We start from the raw sequence: 21,540 nt of genomic DNA, 5'->3' as shown, positions 1-21,540 counted from the left end.
GAGACCGTTTTAAAAGTATACCAGCGCTGCATTTTAATCACATGAGAGATTGTCGACAAATCCAGGCAACCCCCTAATGAGACTATGAGCACTTTATATTTACTGCATAAGCCCTATCGTATGCTCTCTCAGTTTACCGATAAACAAGGGCGTGCCACATTAGCCGATGTGATTGCTGTGCCGGGCGTATACGCCGCAGGGCGGCTAGATTATGACTCTGAAGGCCTGCTGCTGCTTAGCGATGATGGCGAATTGATTCACCGCATCTCTCACCCGCGCCATAAGCAGCCCAAAACCTACTGGGTCCAGGTGGAAGGCGATATTAGCGAGGCAGCGCTGACATCACTGCGCCAGGGAGTTACGCTGAAAGATGGCCCAACGCAGCCAGCCAAGGCGCGCCGGATTGATCCACCCGCTAGCGCACCACGCCAACCACCCATCGACCCTAAACGCCACCCGTCGACCAGCTGGCTGGAGCTCACCATTAGCGAAGGCCGTAACCGCCAAGTACGCCGCATGACCGCTCATGTTGGCTTTCCCACGCTGCGTTTGATTCGCACGGCCATCGGCCCCTGGCAACTTGAAGAATTAGCCCCCGGTGAGTGGCGCAAAGAAACCCTACACGCCCCCCGGCCTACCGATAAGCACCCAAATCGGCGAAAAGCGCCGCGAAAAGATCAGCGACCGCGGCCCGCCACAAAACCCAGGAAACCCTGATGAGCCTTATTCGCAGCACGGCCGCCTGTGTCATTCAGCAAGGTGAGCGTTTTTTGCTGGTAGAAGAGCAGCGCGACGGCCCCCAGACCGTGTTTAACCAGCCCGCCGGGCATATAGAAACCGGTGAAGGGCCGATCACCGCTATTCTGCGCGAGGTATTGGAGGAGACCGCTTGGCAGGTATCACTCACCGGCTACCTGGGCCTGTACGTTTTTCATACCCACGATGGGCAAACGTTTCATAGCCACGGCTTTATTGCCGAGCCGCTTCACCAGCTGGATCTCGCCCTGGACCCCGATATTTTCGCTACTCACTGGCTCACACTTGAGCAAATACGCACGTTGGATCATCAGTCACGCCTGCGCAGCCCTCTAGTACTCAAACGTATTGAGGATGCCCTCGACGGCCCTTGTTACCCGCTTGCAGTGATTCGCGAGTGAAGCACTCGAAGCCATTACCCCCCATCGTGTATAATCCTCGCCCAATTGCACCCTGTTCTTTTGCACACCACTTCTACTGAGGATGCTTATGTCATCCAATACCGAGTCATCCAGCACTGGCTCAACCATTACCGGGTCCTCTGCTAACGGCAAAGTGATTGTCGGTATGTCCGGCGGCGTCGACTCGTCCGTTTCTGCCCTCCTCCTCATGCAGCAAGGCTATGAGGTAGAAGGCCTGTTTATGAAAAACTGGGATGAAGACGACGGCACCGAATATTGCACGGCTAAAGAGGATCTTGCCGACGCCGAGGCGGTTTGCGCCAAACTGGGCATTAAGCTGCACACCGCTAATTTTGCCGCCGAGTATTGGGATAATGTATTTGAGCACTTCTTAGCTGAATACAAAGCAGGTCGCACGCCCAATCCCGATATTCTGTGTAACCGGGAAATCAAGTTTAAGGTGTTCCTGGAGTACGCCGAGATGCTGGGTGCCAGCAAAATCGCGACTGGCCACTATGTACGCCAGGGCGTGCGTAACGGTCGCCCGCGTCTGCTTAAAGGCCTGGATGGCAATAAAGATCAAAGCTACTTCCTGCATGCGGTGCCGGAAGCTGCTATTGCCCGCACTCTATTCCCTGTGGGTGAGTTGGAAAAACCCGCCGTGCGTGCGCTTGCAGAACAGCACGGGCTGATTACCGCCAAGAAAAAAGACTCCACCGGGATCTGCTTTATCGGCGAGCGGCGCTTTCGCGACTTCCTTCAGCAGTACCTGCCCGCCCAGCCCGGCACTATTGAAACGCCGGATGGCGATGTCATCGGCAAGCATATGGGGCTAATGTACTACACCCTGGGCCAGCGCCAGGGGCTAGGCATTGGTGGGCTTGCCAACTATTCAGAAGAGCCCTGGTACGTGGCGGCGAAAGATCTTGATCGCAATGTGCTGGTCGCGGTGCAGGGTAAGCATGATCAGTTGCTCTATTCCGACACATTGGCTACAGAGGCCATGGACTGGGTGGCAGGCGAGCCGCCGGTTCAGCAGGGCCGCTTTACCGCGAAGACGCGCTATCGGCAAAGCGACTGCGGCTGTGAAATGCGCGTTCTGCCTGATGGCGGCGTAGAGGTCACGTTCGATGATCCTCAGTGGGCGGTCACCCCTGGTCAGTCGCTGGTCCTTTACGAGGGCGACATTTGCTTAGGCGGCGGCGTTATCCGCTCGACCTGGAAGAAAGCCGCGGAGGCCGCTGCATGAGTCCAATCACCCCGATTCATCGCGCCCCTGATTCCCCGGCCGCTCGCCAAGCGCTTGCCCTAGCGGGGGTGTTTCAAGCCGCCAGCCTAGTTGACGAACTCGCCCGCACCGGTCAAGTCGACCCGCGCGCCTGGGAAACGCTGATTGAAGCCACCGTGGATACCAACCCGGAAAGCTTCGAAGCGATCTATGGCGGGCACCCCAACAATCTTCGCCGCGGTCTGGATACTTTGGAAGCCCTGGTGGGGCGTAAACAGGCGAATCCGGTGGTGCTGCGTTACGGCTTCTCGCTGCTGATGCTGATGAACAAGCTGCGCACCAATAACGACATGATGGATTCGCTAGGCCAAAAGCTAACCCGCATTCAGGGTCAGGCCGAACACTTCGGCCCCACTCATGAAAACGTGATCGCCAGCCTAGGGGAAGCGTACCAGGAGACGATCTCCACGTTTAAAACCCGTATTGTGGTGCAGGGCGACCCTTCGTTACTGCAAAGCCGCATGATGCCCGAGCGGGTGCGCGCCTGTTTAATGGCCGGCATTCGCTTTGGGCTATTGTGGCACCAGCAAGGCGGGCGGCGCTGGAAGCTGGTTTTCCAGCGCACAGCGCTACGCCGGGCGCTGGACAGCCTCAGTTAAGCCACTATCGAATCGATTAATCTGCTCTCGACTAATTTTCTTTCGACCCTCCTGGAAACGATGCCATGCAACTCTCCGCTTTAACCGCCCTCTCTCCCGTTGACGGCCGCTACGCCACTAAAGCCGCCGCCCTGCGCGAACACTTCAGTGAATTTGGCTTGATCCGCGCCCGTGTGATTGTGGAAGTTCGCTGGCTACAGCGCTTGGCCGAGCACGCGCAAATTACCGAAGTGCCGAGGCTGTCCGCTGAAGCTACCGCGTTTCTAGAGCGGTTGATTCGTGAGTTTTCGCTCGAAGATGCCGAGCGCATCAAAGAGATTGAGCGCACCACCAATCACGACGTCAAAGCGGTAGAGTATTTCTTAAAGGAGAAGATTGCAGGTCAGGCCGAGCTACATGCAGTGACCGAATTTATTCACTTTGCCTGCACTAGTGAAGATATCAACAACCTCTCATACGGCGTGATGCTCAGCGATGGTTTAAATGCCATGCTGCCCACCATGCACGAGGTCGCCGACGACATTGCCAAACTAGCAATTGCCCACGCCGCTCAGCCGATGCTGTCGCGTACTCACGGCCAAACGGCTACCCCAACCACGCTGGGCAAAGAGATGGCCAACGTGGCGTATCGTTTAAAGCGCCAGCTTAAGCAGATTGAAGCAGTGGAAGTGCTGGGCAAGATCAATGGCGCCGTGGGCAACTATAACGCCCACCTGACCACCTACCCTGAGATCGACTGGGAAGCCAACGCCCGCACCTTTGTGGAAGGCTTAGGATTGACCTTTAATCCTTATACTACCCAGATCGAACCCCACGACTACATTGCCGAACTGTTTGATGCCATTTGCCGCTTCAATACCATCCTGATCGACTTCGATCGCGACGTATGGGGCTATATTTCTCTGGGCTACTTTAAGCAGCGCACGATTGAGGGCGAAATTGGCTCATCCACCATGCCGCATAAAGTGAACCCGATTGATTTTGAAAACTCCGAGGGCAACCTGGGCCTGGCCAATGCAGTACTTAGCCACCTAGCCCAGAAACTGCCGATCTCGCGCTGGCAGCGCGATCTAACTGACTCCACCGTGCTGCGCAATCTGGGCGTGGGCTTGGCGTATGGTCTGATTGCTTACCATGCCAGCCTGAAAGGTATCAGCAAGCTGGAAGCCAACCCTGAGCGTTTAGACGCTGACCTGGATAACAGCTGGGAAGTGCTCGCCGAGCCTATCCAAACGGTGATGCGCCGCTACGGCATTGAGAAGCCTTACGAAAAACTCAAGCAGCTGACCCGTGGCAAACGTATTGACCAGGCGGGCTTTGCGGCGTTTATTGATACACTTGAACTGCCCAGCGAGGTCAAAACCGAATTGAAGGCGCTCTCACCGGCCAACTATATTGGTAATGCCCAGGCTCAGGCCGAGGCGCTGACACAACAGCTTGGCTCTTTATAGCAACATTTTATAAAGACATTTAATAACGCCACCTTATTTCGCCATCTTACTAACGCCAGGGCATGCCATGAACCATCACGATAAGCCGTTAACCCTGCTGGGCGACCTTACCGCCGCAGACTTTCTGGCCAATTATTGGCAGCAAAAGCCGCTGCTGATCCGTGGCGCGATGCCAGACTTCATCAGCCCTATTGAGGCTGACGAGCTGGCAGGTCTCGCCTGCGAGCCTGGCGTAGAAGCACGCCTAGTCGAAGAAGAAGGCCCGGATGGCCCTTGGCAGGTCTCCCACGGCCCCTTTGATGAAGCCACTTTTGAACGGCTACCGGAAAACAATTGGAGCCTGCTGGTACAGGCAGTTGATCACTATGTGCCCGCAGTGGCGGCACTGTTGGACGAGTTTAACTTCCTGCCGCGCTGGCGGCTTGATGACGTAATGATCAGCTACGCGCCTCCTGGCGGCAATGTGGGCGCGCATATCGACCAATACGATGTGTTTCTGCTCCAAGCCAGCGGTCATCGACGCTGGCAATTGGGTGGCAAGCTCACGGAAGATGCGCCGATCATCCAAGGTATCGATCTCCGTATCCTGAAAGAATTCACCGTAGAGCCCGACTCCGACTGGGTGCTTGACCCCGGCGATATGCTGTATCTCCCCCCCGGCTGGGCACATCACGGCGTTAGCCAGAGCGATGACTGCATGACCATTTCGGTGGGATTCCGGGCACCTTCCGCCGATGAGGCGATCACCTCCTACGCAGACTATTTAGGCGAGCAGCTTCCCGCCTCCCAGCGTTACAGCGATGCGGGCATGGCGCCTGCACAGCAGGTCGGTGAATTGGACGACGCCGCCGTTGAGCGTATGCGTCAGTTGATCATGTCGACGCTGGATAACCCCACCCAGGTCGCCCAGTGGTTTGGCCGGGTGATGACCCAGCCAAAATATGTTGATCAAGTGGTCCCCCTTGAAACACCGCTAACCGAAGCGGCGCTTGTTGCTCAATTACAAGAGGGTGAACCACTTTACCATATGCCTGGCTCGCGCTTTGCCTGGCGTAGTGATGCCAGCGGCACCACGCTGTTTGTCGACGGTGACGGCCACGCCTGCTCAGCGGAGTTAGCCAAACGACTTGCCGACACCACCCCACTTTACGCCGAAGACCTTGAACTTGACGGCGCAGCGGCGCTCATCACCCAGCTGGTCAATACCGGCAGCCTCGGCTTTATGAGTGATGAAGGTGATGACGACGAGGAGTATTAATGGCGATTACCCACATCAGTACGGGTGACTGGGAGACGTTGGGCCAGGCTGCCAGCGAGATCCGGCGCCGGGTGTTTATTGAAGAGCAAAACGTGCCCCAGGATGAGGAGTGGGATGGTCTGGATCCTGAGTGCCAGCACTTTTTGGCCCTTCTCGACGGGCAACCGGTAGGCACCGCACGGCTACTGCCCGATGCTCACATTGGCCGTGTTGCGGTACTTTCCGAAGCTCGCGGCACAGGCATTGGCGTACTGCTGATGCAAGCTGCTATCGAATCGGCTCGCCACGCGGGCCACTCACAGGTAGCCCTCAGCTCACAGGTGCACGCGCTGGCGTTTTATGAACGGTTAGGCTTCGTCGCTCACGGCGATGAGTTTCTGGATGCAGGCATCCCCCATCGAGAAATGACGCTTTCGCTCGCATAAGCTATCTTGATTGATCCCAAGCACTGCCTCGGCAGTGCTTTTTTATGTCTTCCTGCCGAAAAACCACTACACAAACCCACCGCTTTCGCCCCCCTCTGTAGTCGGGTTACAACGACCTGTGCCCCCAAGTGTCAATTGTTCATTGAGCCATCCTCGTGGATAGTTGTTGCATTGCAGCGCTATGGCGACGAGGTAAATGCATCAATCCCACGACGCTGTATCAGATGCACTTAGTTCTGATGTCTCTAGTACCCAATACGATTGGCTTAGAGACGATTGGCTTAAAGACAAAAACGCGAAATTCAATGATGCTGAATACAACTTCGCAGGTGCAGCATTAGCAAGCACTGATTGGCGAGACACCATTAGCATTGAAGCACTGCTATCACAACCGAAGAGGGTAAGCTCATGACAGGACTGCTCGACGATATCAAAGCCATGGCCCAGCTACGCGAAGCACAAGGCGGCAAATGGGAAGCCATCAAACCTGAGTATGCTGCCCGTATGCGTGCTCAAAACCGTTTTCATACCGGCCTGGACATTGCTCGCTACACCGCCAAAGTCATGCGCGAAGATATGGCCGCTTACGATGCTGATACCACAAAGTACACCCAGTCACTGGGCTGCTGGCACGGCTTTATTGGTCAGCAGAAGCTTATTTCGATCAAAAAGCACTTTGGCACCACCAAGCGTAGCTACCTCTACCTGTCAGGCTGGATGGTGGCCGCGCTGCGCTCCGAATTCGGCCCGTTGCCCGACCAGTCAATGCACGAAAAAACCTCCGTCGCGAACCTGATCGAGGAGCTCTACACCTTCCTAAAGCAAGCCGATGCCTGGGAACTTAACCATCTGTTCCGCGACCTGGACGAAGCCAAAGAGGCTGGCGACAAATCAAAAGAGCAGGAACTGATCAGCAAAATTGATAACTACGAAACCCATATCGTCCCCATCATTGCTGATATCGACGCCGGCTTTGGAAACGCAGAAGCCACCTACCTGCTAGCCAAGAAGTTTATTCAAGCGGGCGCCTGCTGCATCCAACTGGAAAACCAGGTCTCCGATGAGAAACAGTGTGGTCACCAGGACGGTAAGGTCACCGTGCCTCATGAAGACTTCCTGGCCAAAATTAACGCTGTGCGTTACGCCTTTTTGGAACTCGGCATTGAAGATGGCGTTATTGTGGCGCGTACCGACTCACTGGGCGCTGGTTTGACGCAAAAAATTGCCGTCACCAATGAGCCCGGTGACCTAGGCGATCAGTACAACAGCTTCCTGGATGGCGATGTGATCGAAAACGCTGCCGACATTAACAACGGCGACGTGGTCATCAAGCAGAACGGTAAGCTGGTCAAGCCCAAGCGTCTCGCTTCAGGCCTCTACCAGTTCAAACCGGGCACTGGCGAAGATCGCGTCATTCTTGACTGTATCACCAGCCTGCAAAACGGTGCCGACTTGCTTTGGATCGAAACCGAGAAACCCCATGTTGGCCAGATCGCCAGCATGGTTAACCGGATTCGCGATGTCGTGCCGGATGCCAAACTGGTCTACAACAACTCGCCGTCGTTCAACTGGACGCTGAACTTCCGCCAGCAGGTGTTCGATGCTTGGCAGGAAGAAGGTAAAGACGTTTCAGCTTACCAGCGTGACAAGCTGATGAGCGCCGAGTACGACAACACTGAGCTTGGTCAGTTGGCCGATGAGTGGACGCGCAATTTCCAGCGCGACTCGTCGCGGGAAGCGGGCATCTTCCACCACTTGATTACGCTACCGACGTACCATACCGCTGCCCTGTCCACCGACAATCTAGCGAAAGGCTACTTCGGCGACGAAGGTATGCTGGCGTACGTGAAAGGCGTACAACGCCAGGAAATTCGCCAGGGAATCGCCACCGTACGTCACCAGGACATGGCCGGTTCCAATATCGGTGATGACCACAAAGAGTTCTTCCACGGCGATGCCGCGCTCAAGGCTGGCGGCAAAGACAACACCATGAACCAGTTTGGCTAATGAGCAGGCTTTAAAAGCTTAACTCACCATGCAAACCCTGCAACAGGAGGCCTTCAGGCCTCCTGTTTTTGCTTGTCTAGCGATATTTGCACACTGTTTTCTTAATACACTGTTAGACTCCCGTTTAAGCTTTTTTGGGCTACTACTCGATCAGCTTTGATCTTTTTACATGATCGCTGGTCAAAGCCATTAGCATCGGCTATCTTTGGCGAACACTGTTCTATAACTGCAGTCTATCCTTTGCCCTTCTTACAAATGGCAAGTACCTAGATGGCAGTTGTAAAAAATAGATACCCTGGAGGTTTTAATGAAACGTCTTCTTTTACCTATTGCCGCAATGAGCATTCTCACGCTGGCAGGCTGTGCCAACACATCTGGTTACTCTGGCGATGTCTATCGTGGTAGCCAAGCCAAAACCGGTCAAAGTGTTACTTACGGCACTATCGTGGCGGTTCGCCCGGTACAGATCCAAGCAGAAAGCCGTGCCGGCGGCCTTTTAGGTAGCGGCGGTGGCGCGATTATCGGTGGTCTTCTAGGTAACCAAGTGGGCGGTGGTTCTGGTCGTCAATTGGCGACTGTGGCAGGTGCACTCGGTGGTGCTGTAGCGGGTACGGCCGCTGAAGATGCCACTAACCGCGTTAATGCGCTGGAGATGGAAATTCGTCGTGATGACGGTACCGACGTTGTTGTTGTTCAGCGTGCGGATCGCCAGTTCCAAGCCGGTCAGCGTGTGCGCTTGATTGGTAGTGGCGCCAGCATGAGCGTTGCGCCCTATTAATCGAGAGCGTTAATCTCGCGCTTAAGTATCAAAAAAGCCCGGCCATCTCCTTTGATGGCCGGGCTTTTTATCGTGCTCAACTTAATGGCGGGTTTTGTTACCTGCCCAGTTAGCTAGGGCCATGATTCCGAGGCCAATTAAGCCTAGTAGTAATACCACCAGCAACATCTCTACCGGCTGTACCAGTGTCGTTGCGCCCAGCACTGCCAGCGTAATCACCCATAAATAGCGATTGTCACCATGGCTTTTCAAAAAGCTTGGCAACACCTTGTCTAAGCCCTGGCTGACGCCGCTGTTCCAGCGCTGATAGGCAAAATAAGCAATCAGGCAAAATGCGATAAGCCAAATAATAAAGATTGTCATTGCATGCTCCAGAAGTAATAGGGCAAAAGAAAAAGTGGTGGTCGTAGGGTATCCCTGGTCACCCTGGTGCGCAATACCGTCAAAAGTGGTGAGTAGGAAAAAGCGCCGCTACCCCCTGACAAGCCAGCCCACACGCGTTACCATATTGGGACATGCACTCACCGAAAGGTTATTCCATGCAAATTGCGCAAAACTCGGTTGTCGCGTTTCACTACACTCTGACCAACGATGCTGGTGAAGTGCTAGACAGTTCCGAAGGCCGTGAGCCGCTTACCTACCTTCACGGCGCCGGCAACATCATTCCGGGTCTTGAGAAAGAGCTTGAAGGTCGTGCTGCGGGCGAAAAGCTGAATGTTAGCGTCTCTCCTGAAGAAGGTTACGGCGAGCTACAAGAGCAGTTGATGCAAGAAGTACCGCGCGATGCGTTCCAAGGCGTTGAAAGCATTGAGCCGGGCATGCAGTTCCAAGCCCAGACTCAAGGCGGCCCGTTGATGGTTACCGTCAAGAAAGTCGAAGGCGATACGGTTGTTGTCGATGGCAACCACCCGCTGGCTGGCCAGCAGCTCAACTTTGATGTTGAGATCGCTGAAGTACGTGAAGCCAGTGCTGAAGAAGTTGAGCACGGCCACGTGCACGGCGAAGGCGGCGTTGAGCACTAAGACGCTCACGCTAGCGCTTAGAAAAGGTGACCTCAGGGTCACCTTTTTTTGTGGCTAACCAAAAACCTTCTTATTCATCGGGTATCAGTACCAACTGCCCGTGGCGTACGCTGCGCGACGAGGTAACTTCGGCGGCAAACTGCTTGAGCGCCCGCCCCTGACCTTTGAGCAATGCTACTTCCAGACAACTGTCATGGTTGATATGCACATGCAGGGTCGAAAGCGTGAGGTCATGATGATCATGGGAGTGGCGCGTTAAGCGCTTGGATAGCTCCCGAGCGGCATGATCATAGACATACACCAGTGCGCCCATGCAGGGCGAGTCCGGCGCAGCCTCTTCTCTCACCTGCTTTAAACCACTGCGGGTCAAATCGCGAATCGCTTCCGAGCGGTTTTGATAGCCACGCTCGCGCATCAACGCGTCCACTTCCGCCACCAGCTCCTCATCAAGCGTTACCGTTACACGCTGCATTCACGCCCCCTGTACTGATTAACTTTTCATGCGCTGACGCCGCCGTTAGTATGATGTTATTGTAAAAACATCATACTAGTGACGCTAACAGCATAAAGGATAAAGCGATGACTAAACCAACTAGGCCCATCTTACTGGGTATTGCGCTAAGTTGTTTAGTCATGGCCTCCGCGGTGCAGGCAAAAGAGCAGCTAGTGCTTGCCATTGGCGGCGAACCTAAACAGGGTTTCGACCCGCTACTGGGCTGGGGGCAGTACGGTAATCCACTGTTTCAGTCGACGCTGCTTTCACGGAGCAAGGATCTTGCACCGCAGCCAGAGCTGGCCACAAAGTGGTCGCTCTCTGAAGACCGCTTGGCCTGGACGCTAACACTTCGCGATGATGCCCGCTTTTCCGATGGTACGCCGCTGACCGCTGAAGATGTGGCTTACACCTTCAATACGGCGGCGCAGGCGGGAGGTCGGGCTGACTTAAGCGCGCTCGAAGTAGCCACAGCGGTTAATGCGCATACCGTTTCCCTCCGCCTGAAGGCCCCGCGCATTACCTTTATCGACCAGCTGATGACGCTGGGCATTGTGCCCCACGCCGAGCGTGACAACGGCTATAGCGAGCAGTATGGCCGCAATCCCCTGGGGTCTGGGCCCTATCAACTGGTCGAGTGGCAGGAAGGCGAGCAGCTCATTGTTGAACGTAACCCTTACTTCTACGGCCCTACGCCCGCTTTTGAACGTCTGGTATTCCTGTTTACCGGTGAAGACGCCACGCTCAGCGCCGCCCATGCCGACCAATTGGATGTCGCCTCGGTTCCCCCTGCGCTGGCGGCCAATGTGCCAGCACATATGCAGCGGGTGATTATGGAGAGCGTCGACAATCGCGGCATTCTGTTCCCCATGCGGCCTGCTAATGGCGAGCACGCCGCCTCCGGCGCGCCGATTGGCAACGACGTCACCGCTGACCTTGCTATCCGTCAGGCGATTAACCTTGCCGTTGACCGCCAGACGCTGGTCGAGGTGGCGCTTCACGGCTACGGACGCCCCGCCTTTGGCCCGGCGGACAGCCTGCCCTGGAGCGATAACGATGAAATCCTTGCCGCGCCCGACCTTACCCAGGCAGGGGAGATACTCGACGCCGCAGGCTGGCAGCTAGGTGACGACGGACTGCGCTATAAAGAGGGCCTACCCGCTAGCTTTCGACTTACCTATCCTTCCAGCGATTCCACCCGGCAACTGCTCGCGGAAGTCAGCGCCGAGATGGTGCGTCCACTGGGGATTGAGATGCAGCCCACCGGCCGCCACTGGGACGAAATCCAGCGTGAAGCCCTGCATCAGGATGCCATTATGTTCGGCTTTGGTAGCCATAGCCCCCAGGAGGTGTACTACCTCTTCCACAGCCAGCATGCGGGCAATGGTTTCTACAATAGCGGCTTCTACGCCAATCCAGCGGTAGACGCCCACTTGGACGCCGCCCAGGCAGCGTCTAGCCTTGAGCAGGCCAACCGCGAGTGGCAAGCAGCGCAGTGGGACGGCACCAGCGGCTACGGCGTACGCGGCGATAGTAGCTGGGCCTGGCTGGTCAACCTTGAGCACGTCTATTTTACCGATACCTGCTTAGATGTTGGAGAACTAGGTGTAGCGCCCCACGGCCACGGCTGGCCGATCACCGCCAACCTGCTTGAGTGGCGCTGGACGTGCGACTAATCGCGCCTATCGCCAAGCGCCTGGCTCGCCTGGCACTGGTATTAATCTGCGTCGCCCTGGTGTCGTATGGGCTGATGATGGCCTCACCCATTGATCCCGTTGATGCCTACCTAGGCCCGCAAATGGCCCAGGTAAGCCCAGAGCAGCGAGCACTGATTGCCCAGCGCTGGGGTTTCGATGAGCCACCTACCGTCCAGTTTGGCCACTGGCTGCGCCAGCTAGTCAGTGGTGACTTAGGCTGGAGCCATGTGTATAACCAGCCGGTTATTGAGGTCATCGTTCAGCGCTTTCAGCGCTCCATTGCGCTACTGGGCAGTGCCTGGCTCATTTCAGCGCTGGTGGGATTTAGCCTGGGTGTGGTGGCAGGGGCCAAAGAGGGTTCCAAGCTGGATAACATCATCAGTATCTACGCCTTCATTACCGCCTCCACGCCCGCCTTTTGGCTAGCAATACTGGCGGTGCTGCTGTTTTCGGTAACCCTGGGCTGGACACCCACCTGCTGCGCGGGGCCCGCCGGGAGTTTGAACCGGGAGGTCGCCCTCGCCACACGGGTGCACCATTTACTGCTACCGGTGGCTACACTGGCAATGCTGGGCATCGCCAACATCACCCTGCACACACGCACCCGCATGCTTGAGCTAATGCGCTCAGACGTTGCTACCCACGCTTTTGCCCAGGGCGCCAGCCGAATTGATGTGGCCTGGCGCCACGGCCTTCGCCACGCCAGTTTACCGGCGATTACGCTGGCGTTTGCCTCGCTGGGCGAGCTCTTCGGCGGCTCCATCTTAATCGAACAGGTATTTGCCTACCCCGGCTTAGGCCAAGCCACGGTGGCAGCGGGCCTGCGCAGCGACGTTCCGCTGCTGCTGGGCATAGCGCTCTTTACCGCCCTGTTTGTCAGCGTCGGCAATATGCTCGCCGATAGCCTCTACGCCTTTATTGACCCACGCATTCAGCCAGGTGAGCTATGAGTCAGGCTCAACCGCGCCTTCGTGCCGCCTTCAGTCTGGGCCTCACCGCGCTGCTGGTGATTGGGTTGACCGCCAGCCAGTGGCTGCTGGGTGATTCACCGCAGCAGATGCAATTTAACGCCCGGCTGGCACCGCCCAGCGTTGACCACTGGCTGGGCACCGACGCCCTGGGCCGTGAGCTCTGGGCGCGGACCCTCGCGGGACTGGCGCTAAGCTTTTGGGTGGGAAGCTTGGCGGCGCTACTGAGCACGCTGATTGCATTGAGCCTGGCAGCAATAGCCACCCTGTCAACTCGGCTGGATGCGCTGGTGAGTCTGCTGATTGATACGCTGCTCAGCGTGCCCCACCTGATTTTACTAATGCTGATCGCCTTTGCCCTGGGGGGTGGTACCCAGGCAGTGATTATTGCCGTGGCCGTGACCCACTGGCCAGGCCTGGCCCGGGTGCTACGCGCCGAGCTATGGCAGTTGCGGCAGGCGCCCTATGTGCGCATCTCTCGCGCTCTGGGCAAATCGCGCTGGTTTGTGCTCCACGGCCACCTGCTTCCCCATCTTATTCCCCACTGCCTGGTGGGCGCACTGCTGCTGTTCCCCCACGCGATCCTACACGAAGCCGCGTTGACCTTTTTGGGCTTTGGCTTAAGCCCCAGCCAGCCCGCTATTGGCGTGTTACTGGCCGACGCCATGCGCTACTTAAGCGGCGGCTACTGGTGGCTGGGGGTATTTCCAGGTTTGGGGCTGTTACTGATGGTGCTGGGTTTCGAGCGCCTCTCCAGCCATCTCCGCCGTGCGCTTTAACGTCGCTGGGAAAACCACTGACTGTAAAAAGATTATTGGGAGGCCTACCGTGTTAACGATTGAGCAATTATCGCTACAGCTACCGTTATATACCTCCTGGTGGAAACGCGACTGGGCCACCTGCCTGGATAACTTTTCGCTCCGGGTTTCCGATGGCGAGGTACATGCAGTGGTGGGTGCATCAGGTGCCGGAAAAAGTCTGTTGGCTTATGCGATTATGGGTTTACTGCCAACCCCTGCACGCTTAAACGGTCAACTGTACTATCAAGGAAAACCGCTGAATGCGTCACGCCAACGCCAGCTTCGCGGCCGGGAGCTGGCGCTGATTCCCCAATCGCTAAGCGCCTTGGACCCACTGGTGCGAACTCAGCGTCAGGTAGCCTGGGCGGCCCAACGTGCAGGCCAAGCATCAGCACACGCTTGGCACGCCTCCCAACAAGCCCTCGATCACTACCAGTTAGACGCCCGTGCACAGCAGGCCTATGCACACGAGCTTTCCGGCGGCATGGCCCGCCGCGTGTTGACGGCCATGGCCCACGTCAGCCAAGCCAAGCTGGTGATTGCCGATGAACCCAGCGTGGGCCTTGACCCTCAGCAGCGCCAGCGGGTGCTGGATGCACTGCGCGAACTGGCCGACCAGGGCAAAAGCGTGATTCTGATTACCCACGACCTGCGCCATGCGCTGCCGATTGCCGACCAAGTCACCATTATGCGTGACGGCAAGCGGGTCGAAACTGCGCCCGCCTGCGCTTTTCAAGGCAGCGGCGCTTCGCTTACCAATGCTTATTCACAGGCATTGTGGCTCGCGCTGCCGGACAACGCTTTTGCAACAACCGGAATGAGTAAACGAAAACAGGAGGTAAACGTTGCTTAAAGCACGCCAGCTTAGTTTTCACTTCTCCCCCAACGTACCGCTACTCCAGGACGTTTCGCTAACGCTACGCGCGGGTCAGTGGCTGGGGTTAAGCGGCGACTCGGGGGCGGGTAAATCAACGCTGGGCCAGCTGCTAGCGGGCTACTTAGCGCCCCAGGCGGGTGATGTCACCCTGGATGGCAAGGCGCTACCGAAAAGCGGCGTGCAGCCCGTGCAGTGGCTACCGCAATCACCCGAGCTCGCGGTGAATCCACGCTGGCGGGTAGGTAAGATACTGCGTGAAGCTTGGGCGCCTTCTGACGCACAGTACCAAGCGTTTGGTGTGCAAGCAAAATGGCGCTCACGCTTTCCACAATCGCTATCGGGGGGAGAGCTACAGCGGGTATGTGTATTGCGGGCGCTCGCGCCAGAGGTTCGCTTTCTGGTCGCCGATGAGATCTCCACCATGCTCGACCCGATTACCCAACTTGAGCTTTGGCAGGCGTTAAAACGGGAGGCTGAACAACGCCAGCTTGGCGTGCTGGTGATTAGCCACGACACCGCCCTGCTGGAACGGCTTTGCACACAGCGTTTGCACTTAAGCGAAGGGCAACTAAAGCCATGGTAGCTGATGAAAGTTAGCCAACCACGTGGCGACGCTCAAAACGCCACAGACCGCAGGCAATTATCAGCGTGATACTCAGCAGCAGCCACGAACCGACGCTCACCCCTGGCCAACCGGCCCATTGCCAGAACGGCTCCAGCCAGAAGCCGCCCAAACTGGCCCCCACGTAGTAAAACACCAAGTAGAGCGCCGAGGCGCTGCCCCGCGCCCCCTGGGCATAGCGCCCCACCCAGCTGGAGGCCAACGAATGAGCCAAGAAAAAGCCGAAGGCATTGACGGTTAAGCCGACAATAATCAACAACAGCGAATCCGCTAACGTGATCGCCGTGCCCAGCATTAAAATCACCACCCCCACCATCATGCACGTAGCGGGAGAAAACCGCCCAGCCAATCGCCCAGAGATCATCGAGCCGAAGGTACCGCCGAGATAGGTCAAAAATATCAGCCCTAGACCGCTGGCGGCTAATTGATACGGCGCTGCCGCCAACCGAAAAGTGATATAGCTGTATTGATTGATAAAAATCAGGAAGTTAATACCACCCAGGCAGTAAGCGGCGAGCAGCACTGGATTGCGCAAATGACTGACTAAATCGCTTGCTGCTTTGCGCAGTTCAAAGGGCTGGGGTGTAAAGGCACGACTATTGGGCAACAGGCGCCAAAAAACCACGCAGCCGATTAGCGTCATAATACCGACCGCTAAAAATGCCGCCGTGGGACCGCCTATTTCAGCGGCGCCGCCACCGACGATACGCCCACTGATTCCGCCGAGTGAATTAGCACCAATATAGAGCCCTACGGCGCTTAACAGCGCAGGCTTCTCAAACTCATCGCCCATCCAGGCGATCGCCACCGCCGGCAGCCCGCCCAGCACAAAGCCCTGCACCAGGCGCATCAGCAACAGGCTTTCAAAGGTAGGCGCAAATGCCAAGGCAATGGAACAGCCACCGGCTAATAGCAGCGTGATGCGCATTATGCCTTCACGACCAATGGCATCCGAGAGAGGCCCGAACACCAACAGCGCAATGGCGAGAGAGAGGGTCGACACCGACATGAGCAGGCTGACGCCTAAGGTAGAGACCTGATAGGTCTCCTTTAACCCTGGGAGCAGCGGCTGTGGTGCGTATAAATTGATAAAAACAAGAAATGAGCCGAGGCAAAGCGCCAAGGTAGCGCGCCACCAGGCGCGCGATTTGGCTTCAATCATGCCGTTCCTAAAACGTGGTCGGTCTGGCTACTGGAAAACACTGCCACCCAGTTGGGCCATATGCGTTGGTTCCAGCGCCCTGCGTGACTGCCAGTAGTAACGCTGCCAATAGCTATTGTCCAAGCGGGACATGATTACCCCTTTGGAGGTCGACGCGTGAAGAAAATAGCCATCGCCCACGTAGATACCCACATGGTTATAGCGACCCGGTGGGCGGAAGAACACCAGATCGCCCGCCTGCAGCTCTTGGCGGTCGATCGAGCGTCCCTCGTGTATTTGCCCACGGGTGGAGCGCGGAAGCTCTAAATTGAAAGTGTCACGGTAAACATTGCGAACCAGGGCCGAACAGTCGATTCCTCTCTCTGAGGTACCGCCTATTCGGTACGGCGTTCCTGCCCAGCGCTGGTGCTGTGCCAGCAGCGCCTCGCGAATCACTGTTGGCGGCGGCACTTGCAAACTGCGCAGGTGCGCATTGATGGGATCAACCGGGGACATTTGCGGATTCGCCCCCATACCCGGCAACGTCATCGAGAAGTAATCCTCGGGGGCCTGCATATTACCCTGTCGCGCAGAACCTGCGCAGCCAGCGACCAATGTAACTAAAAAACAGACACTTACAATACGAACAGCGGTCACAGCGGGGCGTGGCAACGCAACCATGCGATTAACCTCGTGACATTGATAAAAAGGCGGTTTAACAAAACTAATTTTTCTATGCGTGACTATAAGCTAATTATCATATGTTTGGCGAGCATCAATGTAACGTGCGTTGATCGCCCGGCAGTGTATCTATATGCAGTGGCGCAAAATGGCGTGGTTTATTGCCGGGAAAATCCAGGCTTACCCATGGGCCAGCCAAGACCGGCGCGCCACATATCCAGGCCACAAGCGCCTGCCGAAAACCGGCTAAAAAGCTTTCCCGCTCGGGGGTTTCGCCCATAAAAAACGAAAAGCCGGCGTACATCCCCATGGCGAACTCCTGCCACCCGGCATAGTGATCCGCTGCCAATTGATAAGCGCGATCCAACACCTTGGCGAAAGCAGCGCTATCCAGCCAGCCTAGCTGCCGCGCGGCAATGGCCAGGTCGACCAATTGGGCAATATCCCAAGCCGCCATATCCACCTCATTACAGCCATCTTCGTTGTCACGGACGCGGCGTAAGCGAAGCAGGTGGTGGCGCTCATCTTCAGCACAGTCGCCGGATTCAAGAATGGCAATTTCAGCGCTTAACCGCTCTGTGTTGAGGGTGTAGGGCGCATAGTTAATCTGATACTCCTGGCGATCCCCCGATTCGAGCATGTAGGTCAAAAACTCCTGCATATCGCCTGCGTTGCTCAAGTGGTAGTGGCTCTCCACCCACTCACGAATCTCGGCGCATTCGCGGGCACTCTCGGGCTGGGGCTCACTCCACACCGCACTATTCAGCGGGCCCACCAGTGACATGGCAGTGAAGTGGTTCAAGGTGGGGCGACTACCCGGCTCACGCCAGGCGTCGTGGCGCCAATCCAGCCAGTGAAACAGGCTGCCGGGGTCTTCAATGTGCCAAATGATTTCATTTACCAGCGAGGTGTGCTCTGGCTCGGGCAGACAACTCTCCCACGCAAACCACGCTTCTAACAGGCGCTTGGCATTAGGGTAAAACCGGCACAGGCAGCTGCGCAGTGCACCGGCATACTCCATTAACGGCGCGCGATCGAATAAGCCGCTGTCGAGGGACATATGCAGATAAAAGGCGAATTTTTCGGCCATATGGATCGTCGCCGCATGGCGACTTACCCCTTTAACCGCATTGCGCTGCTTAAGCTCTTCCGGGGTCGGCTGACCAAACCAGCTTTGCGAGGGGGGTAAAACGCCGTGCACGGCGTCGGCCGCCAACTGATTTAGATGGTGCGCCTGGGCAGGCAGCCAGTAACGCGCCAGCGCATGAGCACCTTCATCGGCATGTAAGCCAAGTGACTCTTGCAAATAGAGCGCCGCGTCGGCACGTTGCTCTTCCGGCAGCGCCGCAGAGGGGTCTATCTGGCGCAGCATGGCATCCGGTTCGCGTACGCTGGCCAGTGCTAACAGCCAATGATGAGATGTGTTGCGCCATTGCCGAATGCGCGTTTGGGATGCCTTGCGCGTGGGCTCATCCAACAGCTCCCCCAGCAAACGTTTCCAGGGGCTATGGGCGCTATGCAGCAACAACTGGTGCCGCTCGCTGGGTGTTTTACCCCGCCGGTCGATGCCGTCAAACAGGCTTTGCCCGCGCCCGTAAGCGTTAAGCACAGCATACCAATCATGGTAGCGGCGACTCATCAAATCGGCGGCATGCGCCGCTAAGTCATCGGCCTCTTCCTGGCTAAGCAAGCCACAGCAGGCGCCGGCCCATGCAAGTTCAACAATTCGCAGCCAATCCCAAGCCGCCCACTCCAGAGGCTCACCTTGGGTGACGAACTTATTCAGCACCGGCGCATAGGGCGACTCTTCTACCACGCTACGTTGCCATTCCATGCGTTGGGCATTATCCATACCGAGCAATTCACGTGCTTCGATATCCCAGCGCTGGCGCTCGCCCTGTGCGCCTAGCCAAAGTATCGCACCAATAAGCGCGTCACGGTCATGGACATCCCACACATGGGCCAGCCACTCGGTGGCTTCAGGCCAATCGGTTTGACTGGCGGGATAGGTAATAATCGGCCGGAAAAGCGCGCATAGCCGCCAGCTCTGTGCCTCGGGCTGTTGGGGCCAGAGTGGCGCCGGAGCCGGCAGTTCAGCCAGGGCGTTTTCGAGCGCATCCCAGGTAATGCCTTCGCCATCGGTTTCAAGATTGGCCAATGCCTGGCAAGCGTCGATAAAACGGTCGTCGCCCCCTACTTCCCAGCCCCGCGCGCCTAATGCGCGGCGTAGATCCGCCAGCCAGGCACGCAGATCGCTGTAATCGCTGGTGATACGACGGGTTAGATGGTGCGCCCATTGGCGGGCCTGATCGGCTTCTAGCCAGCCCGCCGCCCCTGCCAGCGCGGCCCACTCAAGCGCGCCTAGCAGGCGGTCAGCACTACCTGCGGGCGCCCCCAACCCGTGGAACAGCTGTTCGGCCAGCTCACCCCGGCTGGTGATCCCCAGTTGTAACAGGCGCTGCTCCGCCGCCCCTGCATCGACCGCCAACGGATGAGGAGTAAACGCCCAATCACACAGCACCAGCTGTTGGGCCCACCAGGCATTTAACGCGTCGATCAAGAAGCACCTCGAAAAAGCACAATGACACCAGCCAATAGCCGGAAGTAAAGCTGCCTAGTGTAACGGAAAGTGGTGTGAACACCGATAGCCCAGGTATCGGTAGCCTTAAAACGACACCGCCCGACACAAGGCCGGGCGGTGTTTTACAGGTAGCAACTCAATCTCAATCGCTACGCTTTTTTAACCTTACTGATGACCCAAAGCAGTACCACAGCACCCACGGTTGCGGTGACTAGCGAACCGATAAAGCCACCGGACGAGAGGCCAAGAAGGCTGAACAGAAAACCACCCACGACCGCACCAACGATACCGACACCGATATTACCCAGGATGCCAAAACCGCCGCCGCGCATGATGTTGCCAGCAATCCAACCAGCTAAACCACCAATGATTAACCATGCAATAAAGCCCATATAGTCTCCTTACTATTTAATGACGGGTTTCAACTACGTATTTCAACTACGCATTTCAACTACGTATGTTAGTAGGCGTTTTACCTACTAGTCACGCTTGTTCTACCATAGCACACAGCGTTAGTGTTCGGCGCCTATCGGTATAGCTGCTTGGCAACTCTTAAAGGAAAATTCATGATCCCCGACTCGCTCAATCAACTGGTTAAAAGCACTCAAGGGCAACAAACGGCCCAGTGGGAAGGCAGAGACGTGGTACTTTTCAATATGCCGTGGGGCGAGTTGGCAATTGGCCTACAGGGCGCTCAAGTGCTGCACTTCTGCCCTGTAGGCGACACCAACTGGCTATGGCTGACGCCTACGCCCCAGGCACTGCCGGGTGCTATCCGCGGAGGTATTCCGCTCTGCTGGCCGTGGTTCGCCGACGAGCGCTATGCCGATGAGAGCCCCAATCACGACGGCCCCTTCCATGGCCTTGCCCGCCACGCTGAATGGCATTTGGACGCCGTCGATGAGCACGCTGAGGGAATTGAACTCCACCTCTCACCGGCGCAGCCCCTGCATACAATGCTCACCGCGCGCCTGGTGGTACAAGCCAATGCCCAGCGCTTAAACGTTGAGCTGATTAGCGAAAACATCGGCGAAACGCCGATCAAAACCAGCGGTGCGCTGCACACCTATTTAGCCGTTGCCGATACCCATCAGTGCCGCCTGGAAGGCCTTTCCGGCGCCCGCTATCTCGACAAACTACGCGACTTTGCTGAGAGTGAACAGCAGGGCACGCTGGCCGTTCAGGGTGCCGTTGACCGCATTTATCACACCAATGAAGCCGTGCTGCTCAACGATGGCGAGCGCAGCCTGCGGATCGGCAAACAGTCCAGCGACTCCACAGTGGTGTGGCACCCCAACAACGACCTGCCCAGCGACACTCCCGCCGAAGTAGCGCGCCACTTTATCTGCGTTGAAGCCGCCAATACGCGCCTTGACCCGGTATGGTTAGTGCCCGGCGCTCAGCATCTACTGGGCACCACCCTCAGCCGCGGTTAATCTTCGGTTCATCAATGCTTTGTTATCATGCATTTACTATCATTTGTGTTAGGGAGACCCAATGGATCCGCAGCAATGGCTAGAAGCAGCCACCCTGGCCTTTAATTTAATCGGTATGGTGGTGTGCTTAGTGGGGCTAACCCTGGCACAGAAGATGACTCGGCGCTGGCCAGGCTACACTCTGGCAGGGGTTGGCTTTTTGATCGCCACCCTGCCCATGCTTTCGCAACTGGTATTAATGTTTAGCCAATAAAGGCTA

Annotated in this window: 23 protein-coding genes; 17 read left to right on the top strand and 6 right to left on the bottom strand. The window is 56.8% G+C overall.

Features of this window, described 5'->3' with window-relative positions; all coding sequences use genetic code 11:
- Positions 1–84 precede the first annotated feature (84 nt).
- From QEN58_RS05680 to QEN58_RS05640, 9 genes are all read left to right on the top strand, one after another.
- A complete protein-coding gene (locus QEN58_RS05680; RefSeq protein WP_280106169.1) occupies positions 85–717 on the top strand; it encodes a pseudouridine synthase in 633 nt (210 codons plus the stop codon).
- Positions 717–1,157 (top strand): NUDIX domain-containing protein, encoded by a 441-nt coding sequence (locus tag QEN58_RS05675; protein ID WP_280106168.1) that lies wholly within the window; start codon positions 717–719, stop codon positions 1,155–1,157. Before QEN58_RS05680 ends, QEN58_RS05675 begins: the two co-directional genes overlap by 1 nt.
- 88 nt (positions 1,158–1,245) lie before the next feature.
- Positions 1,246–2,406, top strand: a complete 1,161-nt coding sequence (mnmA, locus tag QEN58_RS05670) for a tRNA 2-thiouridine(34) synthase MnmA (protein WP_280106167.1) — start codon at positions 1,246–1,248, stop codon at positions 2,404–2,406.
- A complete protein-coding gene (gene hflD / locus QEN58_RS05665; RefSeq protein WP_280106166.1) occupies positions 2,403–3,044 on the top strand; it encodes a high frequency lysogenization protein HflD in 642 nt (213 codons plus the stop codon). Before mnmA ends, hflD begins: the two co-directional genes overlap by 4 nt.
- Before the next feature lie 65 nt (positions 3,045–3,109).
- Positions 3,110–4,495, top strand: coding sequence for an adenylosuccinate lyase (gene purB, locus QEN58_RS05660; RefSeq protein WP_280106165.1), 1,386 nt, complete (start codon positions 3,110–3,112; stop codon positions 4,493–4,495).
- 67 nt (positions 4,496–4,562) lie between these two features.
- The gene (locus tag QEN58_RS05655) at positions 4,563–5,753 is read left to right on the top strand and encodes a JmjC domain-containing protein (RefSeq protein WP_280106164.1); all 1,191 of its coding nucleotides are present in this window, start codon (positions 4,563–4,565) and stop codon (positions 5,751–5,753) included.
- Entirely contained in the window at positions 5,753–6,178 is a 426-nt protein-coding gene (locus QEN58_RS05650; protein ID WP_280106163.1) for a GNAT family N-acetyltransferase, read from the top strand. Before QEN58_RS05655 ends, QEN58_RS05650 begins: the two co-directional genes overlap by 1 nt.
- A gap of 408 nt (positions 6,179–6,586) precedes the next feature.
- Entirely contained in the window at positions 6,587–8,185 is a 1,599-nt protein-coding gene (locus QEN58_RS05645) for an isocitrate lyase (RefSeq protein ID WP_280106162.1), read from the top strand.
- Positions 8,186–8,492: 307 nt separating this feature from the next.
- The gene (locus tag QEN58_RS05640) at positions 8,493–8,963 is read left to right on the top strand and encodes an outer membrane lipoprotein (RefSeq protein WP_280106161.1); all 471 of its coding nucleotides are present in this window, start codon (positions 8,493–8,495) and stop codon (positions 8,961–8,963) included.
- Between the two features lie 81 nt (positions 8,964–9,044).
- Here QEN58_RS05640 and QEN58_RS05635 read toward each other — a convergent pair whose 3' ends face one another.
- The gene (locus QEN58_RS05635) at positions 9,045–9,326 is read right to left on the bottom strand and encodes a hypothetical protein (protein WP_071695752.1); all 282 of its coding nucleotides are present in this window, start codon (positions 9,324–9,326) and stop codon (positions 9,045–9,047) included.
- Positions 9,327–9,502: 176 nt separating this feature from the next.
- Between QEN58_RS05635 and QEN58_RS05630 the strand changes: the two genes are divergently transcribed.
- Entirely contained in the window at positions 9,503–9,985 is a 483-nt protein-coding gene (locus QEN58_RS05630) for an FKBP-type peptidyl-prolyl cis-trans isomerase (protein WP_071695751.1), read from the top strand.
- Positions 9,986–10,055: 70 nt separating this feature from the next.
- On the opposite strand, the gene nikR is transcribed toward QEN58_RS05630, so the two are convergent.
- A complete protein-coding gene (gene nikR, locus QEN58_RS05625) occupies positions 10,056–10,457 on the bottom strand; it encodes a nickel-responsive transcriptional regulator NikR (RefSeq protein WP_007111085.1) in 402 nt (133 codons plus the stop codon).
- A 107-nt stretch (positions 10,458–10,564) separates the two neighbouring features.
- Between nikR and QEN58_RS05620 the strand changes: the two genes are divergently transcribed.
- The 5 genes from QEN58_RS05620 to QEN58_RS05600 are packed head-to-tail and all read left to right on the top strand — an operon-like array spanning position 10,565 to position 15,403.
- Positions 10,565–12,154, top strand: a complete 1,590-nt coding sequence (locus tag QEN58_RS05620; protein WP_280106160.1) for an ABC transporter substrate-binding protein — start codon at positions 10,565–10,567, stop codon at positions 12,152–12,154.
- Positions 12,145–13,125: an ABC transporter permease gene (locus tag QEN58_RS05615; protein WP_280106159.1), complete on the top strand. Its 981-nt coding sequence runs from the start codon at positions 12,145–12,147 to the stop codon at positions 13,123–13,125. Before QEN58_RS05620 ends, QEN58_RS05615 begins: the two co-directional genes overlap by 10 nt.
- Complete coding sequence (locus QEN58_RS05610; RefSeq protein ID WP_280106158.1) at positions 13,122–13,922, top strand: ABC transporter permease; 801 nt, start codon at positions 13,122–13,124, stop codon at positions 13,920–13,922. Before QEN58_RS05615 ends, QEN58_RS05610 begins: the two co-directional genes overlap by 4 nt.
- Before the next feature lie 49 nt (positions 13,923–13,971).
- Positions 13,972–14,796, top strand: coding sequence for an ATP-binding cassette domain-containing protein (locus QEN58_RS05605; RefSeq protein WP_280106157.1), 825 nt, complete (start codon positions 13,972–13,974; stop codon positions 14,794–14,796).
- Positions 14,789–15,403 carry an ABC transporter ATP-binding protein gene (locus QEN58_RS05600; RefSeq protein ID WP_280106156.1) on the top strand — a complete coding sequence of 205 codons (615 nt, stop codon included), beginning with the start codon at positions 14,789–14,791 and terminating at the stop codon, positions 15,401–15,403. Before QEN58_RS05605 ends, QEN58_RS05600 begins: the two co-directional genes overlap by 8 nt.
- 10 nt (positions 15,404–15,413) lie before the next feature.
- Here QEN58_RS05600 and QEN58_RS05595 read toward each other — a convergent pair whose 3' ends face one another.
- The 4 genes from QEN58_RS05595 to QEN58_RS05580 all read right to left on the bottom strand — a co-directional run bounded on the left by QEN58_RS05595 (position 15,414) and on the right by QEN58_RS05580 (position 20,237).
- Positions 15,414–16,604, bottom strand: coding sequence for an MFS transporter (locus QEN58_RS05595; protein ID WP_280106155.1), 1,191 nt, complete (start codon positions 16,602–16,604; stop codon positions 15,414–15,416).
- A gap of 27 nt (positions 16,605–16,631) precedes the next feature.
- Positions 16,632–17,264, bottom strand: coding sequence for a C40 family peptidase (locus tag QEN58_RS05590; RefSeq protein WP_280106154.1), 633 nt, complete (start codon positions 17,262–17,264; stop codon positions 16,632–16,634).
- 94 nt (positions 17,265–17,358) lie between these two features.
- Positions 17,359–19,824, bottom strand: coding sequence for a DUF1266 domain-containing protein (locus tag QEN58_RS05585; RefSeq protein ID WP_280106153.1), 2,466 nt, complete (start codon positions 19,822–19,824; stop codon positions 17,359–17,361).
- A 170-nt stretch (positions 19,825–19,994) separates the two neighbouring features.
- Positions 19,995–20,237, bottom strand: a complete 243-nt coding sequence (locus QEN58_RS05580) for a GlsB/YeaQ/YmgE family stress response membrane protein (protein WP_035555944.1) — start codon at positions 20,235–20,237, stop codon at positions 19,995–19,997.
- Positions 20,238–20,411: 174 nt separating this feature from the next.
- On the opposite strand from QEN58_RS05580, the gene QEN58_RS05575 reads away from it, so the two are divergent.
- Both QEN58_RS05575 and QEN58_RS05570 read left to right on the top strand, forming a co-directional pair.
- Positions 20,412–21,281 (top strand): D-hexose-6-phosphate mutarotase, encoded by an 870-nt coding sequence (locus tag QEN58_RS05575; RefSeq protein WP_280106152.1) that lies wholly within the window; start codon positions 20,412–20,414, stop codon positions 21,279–21,281.
- Between the two features lie 61 nt (positions 21,282–21,342).
- Positions 21,343–21,534, top strand: a complete 192-nt coding sequence (locus tag QEN58_RS05570; protein WP_022520445.1) for a hypothetical protein — start codon at positions 21,343–21,345, stop codon at positions 21,532–21,534.
- Positions 21,535–21,540: the final 6 nt, after the last annotated feature.

Source organism: Halomonas alkaliantarctica (assembly GCF_029854215.1).
GTDB lineage: Bacteria > Pseudomonadota > Gammaproteobacteria > Pseudomonadales > Halomonadaceae > Vreelandella > Vreelandella alkaliantarctica_A.
The sequence above is the reverse complement of the archived record's forward strand: the minus strand, read 5'-3'. Positions and strand labels throughout refer to the sequence as shown.